Annotated in this window: 11 protein-coding genes; all 11 read right to left on the reverse strand. The window is 72.9% G+C overall.

Annotated elements, in window-relative coordinates; genetic code table 11:
• Positions 1 to 41: 41 nt before the first annotated feature.
• Positions 42 to 851 (reverse strand): SGNH/GDSL hydrolase family protein, encoded by an 810-nt coding sequence (locus IE318_RS06300; RefSeq protein ID WP_030178092.1) that lies wholly within the window; start codon positions 849 to 851, stop codon positions 42 to 44.
• Between the two features lie 122 nt (positions 852 to 973).
• Complete coding sequence (locus tag IE318_RS06305) at positions 974 to 1,987, reverse strand: hemolysin family protein (RefSeq protein WP_189897372.1); 1,014 nt, start codon at positions 1,985 to 1,987, stop codon at positions 974 to 976.
• A complete protein-coding gene (locus tag IE318_RS06310; protein WP_189897383.1) occupies positions 1,984 to 3,354 on the reverse strand; it encodes a hemolysin family protein in 1,371 nt (456 codons plus the stop codon). The genes IE318_RS06305 and IE318_RS06310 overlap by 4 nt, the downstream gene beginning before the upstream one ends.
• Before the next feature lie 159 nt (positions 3,355 to 3,513).
• Positions 3,514 to 3,939 (reverse strand): GNAT family N-acetyltransferase, encoded by a 426-nt coding sequence (locus tag IE318_RS06315; protein WP_189897386.1) that lies wholly within the window; start codon positions 3,937 to 3,939, stop codon positions 3,514 to 3,516.
• Positions 3,940 to 4,038: 99 nt separating this feature from the next.
• A complete protein-coding gene (locus IE318_RS06320; RefSeq protein WP_189897389.1) occupies positions 4,039 to 4,929 on the reverse strand; it encodes an LLM class F420-dependent oxidoreductase in 891 nt (296 codons plus the stop codon).
• A 46-nt stretch (positions 4,930 to 4,975) separates the two neighbouring features.
• A complete protein-coding gene (locus IE318_RS06325; RefSeq protein ID WP_189897391.1) occupies positions 4,976 to 7,543 on the reverse strand; it encodes an ABC transporter permease in 2,568 nt (855 codons plus the stop codon).
• Positions 7,544 to 7,548: 5 nt separating this feature from the next.
• Positions 7,549 to 8,433 (reverse strand): ABC transporter ATP-binding protein, encoded by an 885-nt coding sequence (locus tag IE318_RS06330; RefSeq protein WP_229903375.1) that lies wholly within the window; start codon positions 8,431 to 8,433, stop codon positions 7,549 to 7,551.
• Positions 8,434 to 8,715: 282 nt separating this feature from the next.
• The gene (locus IE318_RS06335; protein WP_030178080.1) at positions 8,716 to 9,417 is read right to left on the reverse strand and encodes a class I SAM-dependent methyltransferase; all 702 of its coding nucleotides are present in this window, start codon (positions 9,415 to 9,417) and stop codon (positions 8,716 to 8,718) included.
• Between the two features lie 154 nt (positions 9,418 to 9,571).
• Positions 9,572 to 10,300, reverse strand: coding sequence for a dethiobiotin synthase (bioD, locus tag IE318_RS06340; RefSeq protein WP_189897395.1), 729 nt, complete (start codon positions 10,298 to 10,300; stop codon positions 9,572 to 9,574).
• Between the two features lies 1 nt (position 10,301).
• The gene (locus tag IE318_RS06345; RefSeq protein ID WP_373311085.1) at positions 10,302 to 11,582 is read right to left on the reverse strand and encodes an adenosylmethionine--8-amino-7-oxononanoate transaminase; all 1,281 of its coding nucleotides are present in this window, start codon (positions 11,580 to 11,582) and stop codon (positions 10,302 to 10,304) included.
• A 1-nt stretch (position 11,583) separates the two neighbouring features.
• Positions 11,584 to 12,768, reverse strand: a complete 1,185-nt coding sequence (gene bioB, locus IE318_RS06350) for a biotin synthase BioB (protein WP_189897401.1) — start codon at positions 12,766 to 12,768, stop codon at positions 11,584 to 11,586.
• Between the last annotated feature and the right edge of the window lie 126 nt (positions 12,769 to 12,894).

Consider the following 12,894-nt stretch of genomic DNA (forward strand, 5'->3'; position numbering starts at 1 on the left):
CGATTCATGCAGGCCAGCGCCACGGGGGTGTTCGTCGGAAGCTACGAGAGCTCGGCTTCGGCCGCCGGTTGCCCCAGGCCGCCCACGTAGGGCACCAGCTCGGGCCGCTTCGGCGGGCGGCCGTCGCCGGAGGAGCGGCCGGTCAGGCGGCGGCCTATCCAGGGCAGCAGGTGCTGCCGGGCGAAGCGGGCGTCCGCGACCCGGCGGGTGATCCAGCCCGGCGGCGCGGTCGCGGGCATCGGCGTGCGCCACTCGGGGTCCTCGGGCTCGTAGCCGAGCGTCTGCCAGACGGCCTCCGCGACCCGGCGGTGACCCTCGGCCGTCAGGTGCAGACGGTCCACGTCCCACAGCCGCGGGTCGCCCAGCGAGGGCGCGCCGTACAGGTCGACAACCACGGCCCCGTGCTTCTCGGCGAGCTCGTCGATGCAGGCGTACAGCGCCTCCATGCGCGGCCGGAAGCGCTCCAGGACCGGTCCCTGCCGGCCGGGGCTGCGCATGAGCACCAGCTGCCCGCACGACGGCGCCAGCCGTTCCACCGCCTCCGTCAGCAGGCCGCGCACCCTGTCCATGTCGCACTTGGGACGCAGGGTGTCGTTGAGCCCGCCCACCAGCGTCACCACGTCGGCCCGCATGGCCGCCGCGACCTCGATCTGCTCGTCGACGATCTGCCCGATGAGCTTTCCGCGCACGGCGAGGTTGGCGTACCGGAAGCCGGGCGTGCGGGCGGCCATCCGTGCCGCCAGGAGGTCGGCCCAGCCCCGGTAGGAGCCGTCGGGCAGCAGGTCCGACATGCCCTCGGTGAACGAGTCGCCGACGGCGACCAGGCTGGTGTGTGTGGGATTCGTCTGCATGGCGTGAGGGATCGTATCCCGTGGCCCCGCACGCATACCAAGCGGTCGGTTCGACTGCGGGCCGGCCCCGCGCCCCGCGGCACTCCGGGTCGTCCCGCACAGGGCCGACCGAACCGCTTCCCTCACACCGGCTGGCCGAACAGCTCCCGCAGCACGTCCTCCATCGTCACCAGGCCCCCCAGCCGTCCGTCCGCGCCCAGCACGGCCGCCAGATGCGTACGGCTGCCCCGCATCGCGGTGAGCACGTCGTCCAGCGGCGTCCCCTCCCGGACCCGGGCGATGGGACGCATGTCCCGCAGCCGGAACGGCTCGGTGCTCGGCGAGGCGTCCAGCGCGTCCTTGACGTGCAGATAGCCGATGATCCGGCGCTGCTCGTCGACCACCGGGAAGCGCGAGAACCCGGACTCGGCCGACAGCCGCTCCAGCTGCTCCGGGGTGACCCCGAGGCGCGCGTAGACGACCCGCTCCAGCGGGAGCACCACGTCGCGCACGGGCCGGCTGCCGAGCTCCAGGGCGTCGTGCAGCCGCTCCTGCGCACGGTCGTCGATGAGGCCGGCCTGGCTGGCGTCCTTGACGATCTCGGCCAGCTCCCGGTCCGTGAAGGTCGCCGAGACCTCGTTCTTGGCCTCCACCCGCAACAGCTTGAGCAGGGCGTTCGCGAACGTGTTCACCGTGAAGATCACCGGGCGCAGCGCGCGGGACAGCGCGACCAGCGGCGGGCCGAGCAGCAGCGCGCTGCGTACCGGCTCGGCGAGGGCGACGTTCTTCGGCACCATCTCGCCCAGCAGCATGTGCAGATACGTCGCCAGTGCCAGCGCGATCACGAACGACACCGCGTGCCCCGCGCTCACCGGCACGCCCACCGCGTGGAACACCGGCTCCAGCAGATGCGCGATCGCGGGCTCGGCGACCACACCGAGGACCAGCGTGCACAGGGTGATGCCGAGCTGTGCCGCCGCGAGCAGCGCGGACACGTGCTCCAGGCCCCACAGCACGCTCTTCGCCCGCCGGTCGCCCGCCTCGGCGTACGGTTCGACCTGGCTGCGGCGCACCGAGATCAGCGCGAACTCGGCCCCCACGAAGAAGGCGTTGACGACCAGGGTCGCCAGACCGATCAGAATCTGTACGGCGGTCACCGGCCGGCCCTCTTTCCGTCGCTCAGGTGGTGGTCGTGCCGCAGGGGCGGCCCGGTCTCGTCGTTCAGGGGCGCGTGCAGCAGCACGCGGGCGGCGCGGCGTCCGCTCGCGTCCACCACCTCCAGCCGCCAGCCGGCGACGTGCAGCACGTCGCCGTTCTCCGGGATCCGGCCCAGCTCGGCGGCGACCAGGCCGGCGAGCGTCTCGTACGGGCCGTCCGGGACGCGCAGTCCGACGCGCGCCAGCTGGTCGATGCGGGCGGAGCCGTCGGCCGAGTACAGGCCGCGGCCGTCGGCGTCGGCGCCCGCCGGGGCGAGGTCGGGCGTCTCGTGTGGGTCGTGCTCGTCGCGGACCTCGCCGACGACCTCCTCGACGATGTCCTCCAGCGTGGCCACGCCGGCCGTGCCCCCGTACTCGTCGATGACGACCGCCATCGTGCGCCTGCCCGAGAGCCGGTCGAGGAGCCGGTCGACGGTCAGCGACTCGGGGACGAACATCGGCTCGCGCATGATCTCCGAGACCTTCAGGCGCATCCGCCGATGGGCGGGCACGGCCAGTACGTCCTTGACGTGGGCGGTGCCCACCACCGCGTCGAGGCTGCCGCGGTAGACCGGGAAGCGGGACAGCCCGGTCGCCCGCGTCACGTTGGCCACGTCCTCGCAGGTGGCCTGCGCGTCCAGGGCGACGACCTGGACGCGTGGCGTCATCACGTTCTCCGCGGTCAGGTCGGCGAGGTTGAGCGTGCGCACGAACAGCTCGGCCGTGTCGGGCTCCAGGGCGCCCTGTTTGGCGGAGTGCCGGGCCAGCGCCGCCAGCTCCTGGGGGCCGCGCGCGGAGGCGAGCTCCTCGGCGGGCTCCACACCGAGCCGGCGCACCACACGGTTCGCCGTGTTGTTGAGATGGGTGATGAAGGGGCGGAAGGCGGCGCTGAACCAGCGCTGCGGGGTGCCCACCCGCCGGGCCACCGCCAGCGGCGAGGAGATCGCCCAGTTCTTTGGCACCAGCTCGCCGACCACCATCAGGAAGACCGTCGACAGCGCCGTGCCCAGCACCAGCGCCAGCGAGGTCGCCGTGGACCTCGATATCCCCAGCTTCTGGAGCGGTCCCGCGATGAGCTCGGCGATCGAGGGCTCGGCGAGCATGCCGACCACCAGGTTGGTGACGGTGATGCCGAGCTGGGCCCCGGAGAGCTGGAACGTCAGGTTCCGAACGGCCTTGAGGGCACCGGGGGCGCCCCGCTCACCGCGCTCGGCCGCCCGCTCCAGGGCATTGCGCTCGACGGTGGTCAGCGAGAACTCGGCGGCCACGAAGGCACCGCAGGCCACGCACAGCAGCACCGACACGAGCAGGAGGAGCACTTCGGTCATCGGGTCACCCCCTTCTCATCCTCGGGCAGGACCAGGGGGATCGCGCGGCGGTGGGGCCGCGTACTGGGAGGCTCGCCCATGGGCGGACGCTCACAACCTTTCATAGAGGACCGAGTGCTCCTCCAAGGGTAAAGGATGAGCAAAGAAGCCTTGGACGTCTCACTCCGTCAGCGGCTTCACCCAGCGCCGCCAGTGCTCCTCGGGTGCGTAGCCCGCCGCACGCCAGGCGTGGTGCGCGGTCTCGTTGCCGGTCAGCACCATCGCGTCGCCGCGCCGCCCGCCGAGCCGTACGAACCGCTCCTCGGCGGCGGCCAGCAGGGCCGAGCCGATGCCCTGCCGCCGTCGGCCGGGGTGCACCGCGAGCCGGTACAGATGGCAGCGCCAGCCGTCGAAGCCCGCGATCACCGTGCCGACCAGCTCGCCGTCCCGCTCGGCCAGCAGCAGCGCCTCGGGGTCCCGCGCGACCAGCCGCTCCACCCCGTCCCGGTCGTCGCTGATGCTGGAGCCCTTCGCGGCCGCCTTCCAGAAAGCGAGCACGGCATCGAGGTCGTCGGGCGCCGCGGCCCGTATCCGCAGATCACTCATGGGCCGATCCCATCACCTGCCGATGTGCGCGCCGCGGAATTCCGCCATCCGGACACCTGCGCGCCGGCGCGCACCCATGCACCTGCACGCGCCATGCTCCTAGGCGCCCCGCAGCGCCTCCATCACCGGCGCGAACGCCTCCATGTACGGCTCCAGCACGGTCAGGTACGTGAAGCCGTACCGCTCGCGCTGCGCCCGCACCCGCTCGACGATCTGCTCCAGGGTGCCCACCAGCACGACGGGCAGCGCCAGCGCCTGCTCCACGGTCAGCCGCGGCAGGTGCTCCAGCATCGGCCGGAGCACGGGCTCGGGGTCCTCGGTGACGGCCACCAGCTGGATGAGCAGATTGAGTTCGGCCGGCTCCGGGCGGGCCGCCGCGAGCTTGCGGTACAGGGCCACCCGCTCGTCGAGCTCCTCGGCCGTGAGCGGCTCCAGCTGCCCGGATGCGCTCCCCGGCACCGATCGAGCGCCCGTGAAGGCCGCGATGTCCGCGTGCTCGGCGGTCAGCCGCAGCATCCGGTCGCCGTTGGCGCCGACCAGCAGCGGAATCCCGGGCTCCTGCACCGGCCGGGGCTGGTGCTCGGCGGAGCCCAGCAGCCGCTTCAGCTCCTCCACCGTGCGCCGCAGGTGATCGACGCGTTCGCCCGGCGAACCCCACGGCAGCCCGGCCGTCTCGTGCTCCGCCCGTACGTAGCCGGTGCCCAGCCCGAGTTCCAGCCGGCCGTTGGTCAGCGAGTCCGTCGTCGCCACCTCGCGGGCCAGCAGCGCCGGGTTCCAGAAGCCCGCGTTGAGCACGAACGTGCCAAGCCGGGGCCGCTCGGTGGCCTCGGCGGCCGCCACCAGCGCCGGGAACGGCGCGGGCCAGCCGAGGTGGTCGGGGACGAGGAGTACGTCGTAGCCGAGCTGCTCGGCCCGACGGCACTTGGCGCGCCACTCCGGGGCAGGCGCGAGGCTGAGCAGATTGACACCGAAACGGAACGGACGCGACATGAACTCTCCTCCGCTGCGGGCGACTTGAGCACCTGCGGTGATTCCATCACTCGTGCGCGATCGCCGCCAGCACATTCATACGGGACGCGCGCAGCGCCGGCAGCAGGGCCGCCACGATCCCCACGACGGCCGAGCCGATCACGACCGCCACGATCGTGCCCCAAGGGATCGCCAGCGCGGTCATGCCCTGCAAAGCCAGGACCCGCTGGATGCACACGCCCCACACCAGGCCCAGCCCCAGCCCCAGCACCGCGCCGAAGACCGCGATCACCACCGACTCCAGCCGGATCATCCGCCGCAGCTGCCGCCTGCCCAGCCCGATCGCCCGCAGCAGCCCGATCTCCCGCGTGCGCTCCACCACCGACAGCGCGAGGGTGTTGACCACGCCGAGCACCGCGATGACGATGGCCAGCCCGAGCAGCGCGTAGACGAGATAGAGCAGCACCGCGATCTGGTCGTGCACCAGCTTCTTGTAGTCCGCCTGGTCACGGACCTGCACGTTCGGATACGGGACGAGGTTCCGCTCCAGCCGGGAGCGCAGCTGGCCGGCGCTGGTGCCGGGGGCGGCGTTCACGAACACGGCCGCGTCCTCGGTGCCGGGCACGTACTTCTCCAGCGTGCCGATGCCGAGGTACAGCCCGCCCTGCAGGCCGAACCCCTCGGCCTGGTCCTGGTCGGTCAGGGCCGCCACGGTCAGCTCGCCCCGGCGCCCGCCCTGGAACTCGGCGGGCAGCACGCTGCCCAGCCGCACGCCATGCCTCCGGGCGAAGTCGACGTCCATGGACAGGTGCCCGTCGGCCAGCGCCGCCGCGGTGTTCCCCGCCCGGTACGTGATGTGGGCGACCGCGTCCAGCTGCCGGTCGAAACCGGAGGCCGCCGTCTCCACCCGCTTGCCGTCGGGCAGCCGTACCGCGATCGCCGCCAGCCGCTGCCGTACGACCGTGCCCGCGCCCGGCGTGTGGCGCACCGTCTCCGTGATCTCCTGCGGGAAGGGCAGGAAGCTGCGGTTCTGCACGATGTAGTCGGCGCCGAGCGTCTTGTCGATCTGGTTGTCGAAGGAGCGGCTCATGGAGGCGCTGGCCACCGACATACCGCCGACCAGGGCCAGCCCCACCATCAGTGCGGCGGCGGTCGCGCCGGTCCGCCGCGGATTGCGCAGGGCGTTGCGCTGGCTCATCCGCCCGACCGCCCCGAACACCGCCGGGAAGGCCCCGCCCAGCACCCGGATCAGCGGTCGTACCAGCAGCGGCCCGGCGACCACGGTCGCGATCAGCGTGAGGACGACGCCCACTCCCAGCAGCGAGGCGGCGGTCGCGGTTCTGCTCGCGGCGGCGCAGCCCGCGAGCGCCGCCGCGCCGGCCGCCCCCACGGCCGCGCCCACCACCGCACGCACCCGCAGCGGCCGACCCACCCCGGCCACCTCGGCGTCCACCAGGGCCGCCATCGGGGAGACGGCCGCGGCGCGGCGGGCCGGGAGATAGGCCGCCACGAACGTGACGCCGACGCCGACGACGTAGGCCGCGGCCGGGGTGACCCACCCGATGACCATCTCGGTCGTCCTGAGGTTCATGCCGAAGACACCAAGGAGCCGGATGAGGCCGGCCGCGAGGCCGATGCCGGCCGCCAGACCCAGCGTGGACGCCACCACGCCGAGCAGCACCGCCTCGGTCAGCACCGACCGCCGCACCTGCCGCCGGTCCGCGCCCAGGGCACGCAACAGGCCCAGTTCCCGGGTGCGCTGGGCGATCAGCATCGAGAAGGTGTTGACGATCAGGAAGATCCCGACGAGGACCGCGATCCCGGCGAAGCCCACCATCACGTACTTGATGATCTTGAGGAACTCGCCCAGGCTCGCGGCGGCCGACTTGGCCTGCTCACCGGCGGTCTTCACGTCGTACGCCCCGGTGCCGACCGCCGCGGCCACGCGCTGCTTGAGCTGGTCGTCGGTGACGCCCGCGGCCGCGTCGACGGAGATGCTGGTCGCACGGGAGGTGGAGCCGAGCAGCTTGGTCTGCGCGGTCGGGGTGTCGAGGAACAGCAGCGCCGCGCCCGGGTTGGTGGTGGTGAACGTGGCGATGCCGACCACCCGCACCCGGAACGTGCCGGGCTGGGCCTGCACCGTCAGCACATCCCCGATCCGCACGTGCTTGTGCCGGGCGGTGTCGGCGTCCAGGAGTGCCTCGCCGTCCCCGTGCGGGGCGTGACCGGAGGTCAGCTCCACCGGGCTGCGGCCGGTGACCTCCCAGTTGCGGGCGATGGTGGGCGCGCCGGTGGTCGGGCCGACCGGTTCGTTCCTTCTGTCGACCACCACCACGTTCTCGACGGTCGCGTCCACTTGGGTCGCCGCGACGCCCGGCACCTGGGCCACCCGCCGGGCGAGCGCGGCGGGCACGGTCTGCACCGCGCCCGTGCGCACCGGCGACCTCAGGTCCTGCTTCGGCGCCACCGTGACATCGGCCGCCGTCGAGGCGAACAACCGGTCGAAGGTGCGGCTGACGGTGTCGGAGAAGATCAGGCTGCCCGCGACGAAGGCCACGGACAGCACGACCGCCAGCGCCGAGAGCAGCAGCCGCCCCTTGTGCGCGAGGAAGCTGCGCAGTGTCGCCCTGAGCACCTAGGTCAGGCCTCCCCGACGGCGGTGCCGTCCCCACCGCGCAGCGGGGTCCCGAGGGAGGGACCCGCCGCCCGGGTGGCGCCCCCGGCGAACAGGCGCATGCGCTCCAGGACGGCTTCCGCCGTCGGGTGCTCCCGCTCGTCCACGATGCGTCCGTCGGCGAGGTAGAGCACCAGGTCGGAGTGGGCGGCGGCCCCGGGGTCGTGGGTCACCATGACGACCGTCTGGCCGAGGTTGTCGACGGCGTCCCGCAGGAAGCCGAGCACCTCCAGGCCGGCGCGCGAGTCGAGATTGCCGGTGGGCTCGTCCGCGAAGATCAGTTCGGGCCGGGAGGCGAGCGCCCGCGCGCAGGCCACGCGCTGCTGCTGGCCTCCGGAGAGCTCGGAGGGCCGGTGGGTGAGCCGGTTCCTGAGCCCGAGTGTGTCGATGACCTGGTCCAGCCATGCCGCGTCGGGCCCGCGGCCCGCGATGTCCATCGGCAGGGTGATGTTCTCGAGCGCGTTCAGCGTGGGGATCAGGTTGAACGACTGGAACATGAACCCGATCCGGTCCCGGCGCAGCCGGGTCAGCTCGCGGTCCCTGAGCCCCGTGATCTCGGTGTCGCCGATCCACACGCGCCCGGCCGAGACGGTGTCGAGACCCGCCAGGCAGTGCATGAGCGTGGACTTCCCGGAGCCGGAGGGGCCCATGACCGCGGTGAAACGGCCGCGGGCGATGTCGACGTCCACCGCGTCCAGCGCGAGCACGGCGGTCTCGCCTGAACCGTACGCCTTCGTCAGACCGCGGGCGCGGGCCGCGATCCCACCGGACGACGCCCGACCCGGCACCGGAACAGGTGTGGACACGGCGCCCTCCTCGGTGGTCCGTGGACCCTGAACGTGCTGATTCATGACTGCTTTGTCCCCCGTCGAGCGTAGTGTGACCGGGCGCGCAGCCGGTATCCCCCGTTGGGCCGAGCCGATCTCCACCCCCGGCTCCACCCTCGGGTGGGCACCCCGATTCCGGTGTAAGGGGCACCCGCCATCCAGGGACTCCCACCGTCCAGGGGCAGCGCCCTGCGGGGACCGGCGCTTCGGCGCCCAGGCGGGGGCGGGCGGGGCAAGGCGAAGCGGACATCGCGCGGGAGCTGCGCCAGAGGAGCCTGTGAGCCGGTCGTGCGAACAGCAGTTCGCTCAGTGGCCGGAGGGCGACGCGTCCGTCACCGGCCGCCAGGCGGTGCCCAGCGAGCAGTACGAGCTGGGCAGGACCGGCCCGGTCTCCGGCATCATCACCCTCCGGTAGGGGCCGAGTTCGAACCCCGCCCGACGCAGGGCGGCGACCGGGTCGCGGGAGAGATGGCAGCCACCGCTCAGCAGCGGCCACACCGTGCGGTCCAGGACGCGCTGGGCGAGTTCCATCGCCGGGCCGCCGCCCGTGCCGTGCTCGAAGAACCGCACCTCGCCGCCCGGCCGCAGGACCCGGCGCACCTCGGCGAGGGCGCGCGGCAGATCGCGCACACTGCACAGCACCAGCGAGAGCACCACCGCGTCGAAGCCCTCGCTCTTGACCGGCAGCGCCTCCGCACAGCCCGGCACCACATCGACCGGGACGTCGGTGTGCAGGGCCGCCGCCACTGCCTTCTGCCGCAGCAGGCGCTCCGGCTCGATCGCTACGACCTCCGAGACGGTGCCCGGGTAGTGGGCGAAGTTCAGCCCGTTGCCCGCGCCGATCTCGATCACCCGTCCGGTCAGCCCGGCGAGCAGCCGCTCGCGGATCCCGGCCATCCCCATCCTGGTCTCGGCGGCCACGCTGATCCGCGTGTAGCAGCGGGCGAACAGCGGATGGTGCACGGGGTCCCGCGCCACCTTGCCGGAGTCGGTGGACCGCAGCGGCATGACGACCTCCCGGACGCGACGGGCCTACGGGGAGTGTCCCCCGTACTCCTCCGTACGACTCCACCGCACGCACCCGCGTGCCCGCAAGGGCCGTCACCCACCTGCCCGCACGAGCCCGCCCGCACGAGCCTCACGGGCCCGCCGCGCACGCGCGTCAGGCGAACGGCGCCGGCGCCTCCCGCTGTGTGAACGCCGCCGCGTCCCACCTGCCGTTCAGGCGGGGCGCCACCCACCGCGGGGCGGCCGTCCGGAAGTCGGCGGGGGTGAGGGCCCCGGCGCCGTCGGGCAGGGCACCGAGCAGCGGGGCACCGGCCACATGCGGCAGATCGGCCACGTTGCAGCGCGAGGCGAGGTCGGGCTCGGCGGGCCAGCCGCCGATCACCACACCCAGCAGGTCCAGGCCCCGGCCGCGCAGTTCCCGGGCCGTCAGCTCGGTGGTGTTCAGCGTGCCCAGACCGGCCGCGGCGACGACCAGGACGGGGGCCCGCAGCAGTTGCGCCGCGTCGGCGAGCGTGCCGCCCGCCTCGTCGAACCGTACGAGCAGACCGCCCGCCCCCTCGACCAGCACCAGATCGTGGTCGGTGGCCAGCTTCGCGGCGGTCTCGGCGACCTCCTGCGGACGCACCGGCGCCCGCCCGGCCCGGCGCGCGGCCGTGCCGGGCGCCAACGGCTCGGGGTAGCGGGCGATCTCACTCGCCGTCACCGGTCCGGCGAGCCGCACGACCTCGGCCGCGTCCCCGCGCTCGTCCGGGCCCACGCCGGTCTGCGCCGCCTTGAGCACGGCCACGGACCGGCCGGCCGCGACGGCCGCCGCGGCGACCGCCGCCGTCGTGACCGTCTTGCCGACCTCCGTGCCCGTTCCCGTGATCACCAGTACTGGCATCTCATCCCTCCCGTGCCGCCGCGCAGACCGCGCGGGCGATCCGTGCCACGTCGTCGTCGCCCGTGACGTACGGCGGCATCGTGTACACCAGGTCCCGGAACGGCCGCAGCCACACGCCCTCGCGGACGGCGGCCCCGGTCGCCGCCGCCATGTCCACCGCGTGGTCGAGCTGGACGACCCCGATGGCGCCGAGGACCCGTACGTCCTTCACCCCGTCGAGCCCGGCCGCCTCGGCCAGACCCGCCCGCAGTCCCGTCTCGATCCGTTCGACCTCCGCGCGCCAGTCCTGGCCGAGCAGCAGTTCGATCGAGGCACAGGCCACGGCCGCCGCCAGCGGATTGCCCATGAACGTCGGACCGTGCGCCAGCACCGGCACCTCGCCCCGGGAGATCCCGTCCGCCACGCGCGCGGTGCACAGCGTCGCCGCCATCGTCAGATAACCGCCGGTCAGCGCCTTGCCCACACACATCACGTCGGGTGCCACGTCCGCGTGCTCCGCCGCGAACAGCGTGCCGGTGCGGCCGAACCCGGTCGCGATCTCGTCGAACACCAGCAGCACGTCGTGCGCGTCGCACGCCTCGCGCAGCACCCGCAGATAGGCGGGGGAGTGGAACCGCATTCCGCCCGCGCCCTGCACCACCGGTTCGACGATCACGGCGGCCAGTTCACCGGCATGGCGTTCGATCAGCTCGTGCAGACGGGTGGCGTACGCCTCGTCGTACTCGGCCGGTGGCGCCTCGGCGAACACCTGACGCGGCAGCACACCGGTCCACAGCTCGTGCATCCCGCCCTCGGGATCGCACACGGACATCGGCTGCCAGGTGTCGCCGTGGTAGCCGCCCCGCCAGGTCAGCAGCCGCCGCTTGGCCGGGCGGCCCAGCGAGCGCCAGTACTGCAGGCACATCTTGACCGCGACCTCGACCGAGACCGAGCCGGAGTCGGCGAGAAAGACATGCTCCAGGCCGTCGGGCGACATGTCGACAAGGAGCTTCGCGAGCCGGACGGCCGGCTCGTGGGTGAGTCCGCCGAACATCACATGGCTCATCCGGTCCAGCTGGGCGTGGACGGCCTCGTTGAGCACCGGGTGGTTGTAGCCGTGGATCGCGGCCCACCAGGACGACATGCCGTCCACCAGTTCGCCCGAACCGTCGGCGAGCTTCAGCCGCACCCCGCTCGCCGACTCCACGACGAGCGGTTCCTGACGGCCGGGCATCGGGCCGTACGGGTGCCACACGTGCCGCCGGTCGAGCTCCAGCAGCCCGGACACGCTCCGGCCGGGCAGATCAGGCATTGGGTGCGAGGTCCGTTCCGGCGCCCCGGCGGCGTACGGCGACCAGATCCGTGCGGGGCTCGTTCACCGACGGGGCCGCGTCGGCGGCGGTACCGCACACGCCGCCGTCGTGGCAGCCACCGGAGGCGCCGTCGTGGCAGCCATCGGAGGCGTCCTGGTGGCAGCCGCCGGACGCCCGGTGCTCCGGCAGCGTCACCTGGTCGGCGCCCTCCACCTCGAATCCGGCGTCCGCGATCATCTCCAGGTCGGCCTTGCCGGCCTGGCCCTCGCTGGTCAGGTAGTCACCGAGGAAGATCGAGTTGGCCAGGTGCAGCGCGAGCGGCTGCATCGTGCGCAGATGCACCTCGCGGCCACCGGCGATCCGGACCTCCACGTCCGGGCAGACGAACCGGACCATCGCGAGGATCCGCAGGCAGCGCTGCGGGGTGAGGTTCCACTCCTTGGCCAGCGGGGTGCCCTCGAACGGGATCAGGAAGTTCACCGGCACCGAGTCCGGGTCCAGCTCGCGCAGCGAGAACACCACGTCGACCAGGTCCTCGTCGCTCTCGCCCATGCCGGCGATGAGCCCGGAGCAGGCGGACAGCCCGGCCGCGTGCGCCTTGGTCACCGTGTCCACCCGGTCGGCGTAGGTGTGGGTGGTGGTGATGTCGCCGTAGGTCGCCTCGGAGGTGTTGAGGTTGTGGTTGTAGGCGTCGGCCCCGGCCTCGCGCAGCCGTTCGGCCTGGCCGTCGGAGAGCAGCCCGAGACAGGCGCACACCTCGACGCCCTCGTTCTGGTCCTTGATGGCCTTGATGGTCTCCGAGACCCGGTCCACGTCACGGTCGGTCGGACCGCGCCCGCTGGCCACCAGGCACACCCGCTTGGCGCCGCCGGCCAGCCCGGCCGCCGCGGCCTCCGAGGCCTCGTCCGGCTTGAGCCAGGTGTACTTGAGGATGTCCGCCTTCGAGCCGAGCCGCTGGGAGCAGTAGGAGCAGTCCTCGGGGCACAGGCCCGACTTGAGGTTGACCAGGTAGTTGAGTTTCACCCGTCGGCCGAACCAGTGGCGACGCACCTTTCCGGCCGCCGCCACCACATCGAGCAGGTCGTCGTCGGAGGTGGCCAGCACGGCCAGAGCTTCCTCGCGGGTCGGCAGCTCGCGCCGAAGCCCCTTGTCCACCAGCGTGTTCAGCAGGTCCATGAGAGTTGATCCTGTCCTAAGGGAGCGGCCCGGGCCAAGGAGAGTCTGCACAACTACAGACGGTTCGACGTGTGGGTATTGCCACACGATGCCCGGCTGGTCGTCCGGCTAGTGTCTGTGCACTGC

This window comes from Streptomyces spiralis (assembly GCF_014654675.1).
GTDB lineage: Bacteria > Actinomycetota > Actinomycetes > Streptomycetales > Streptomycetaceae > Streptomyces > Streptomyces spiralis.

Excerpts from the sequence above, each read along its gene's own strand:
- IE318_RS06315 (WP_189897386.1), bottom strand. The coding sequence starts at position 3,939 with ATGAGTGATCTGCGGATACGGGCCGCGGCGCCCGACGACCTCGATGCC.
- IE318_RS06320 (WP_189897389.1), bottom strand. The coding sequence starts at position 4,929 with ATGTCGCGTCCGTTCCGTTTCGGTGTCAATCTGCTCAGCCTCGCGCCT.
- IE318_RS06335 (WP_030178080.1), bottom strand. The coding sequence starts at position 9,417 with ATGCCGCTGCGGTCCACCGACTCCGGCAAGGTGGCGCGGGACCCCGTG.
- IE318_RS06330 (WP_229903375.1), bottom strand. The coding sequence starts at position 8,433 with ATGAATCAGCACGTTCAGGGTCCACGGACCACCGAGGAGGGCGCCGTG.
- bioD (WP_189897395.1), bottom strand. The coding sequence starts at position 10,300 with ATGCCAGTACTGGTGATCACGGGAACGGGCACGGAGGTCGGCAAGACG.
- IE318_RS06300 (WP_030178092.1), bottom strand. The coding sequence starts at position 851 with ATGCAGACGAATCCCACACACACCAGCCTGGTCGCCGTCGGCGACTCG.
- IE318_RS06310 (WP_189897383.1), bottom strand. The coding sequence starts at position 3,354 with ATGACCGAAGTGCTCCTCCTGCTCGTGTCGGTGCTGCTGTGCGTGGCC.
- bioB (WP_189897401.1), bottom strand. The coding sequence starts at position 12,768 with ATGGACCTGCTGAACACGCTGGTGGACAAGGGGCTTCGGCGCGAGCTG.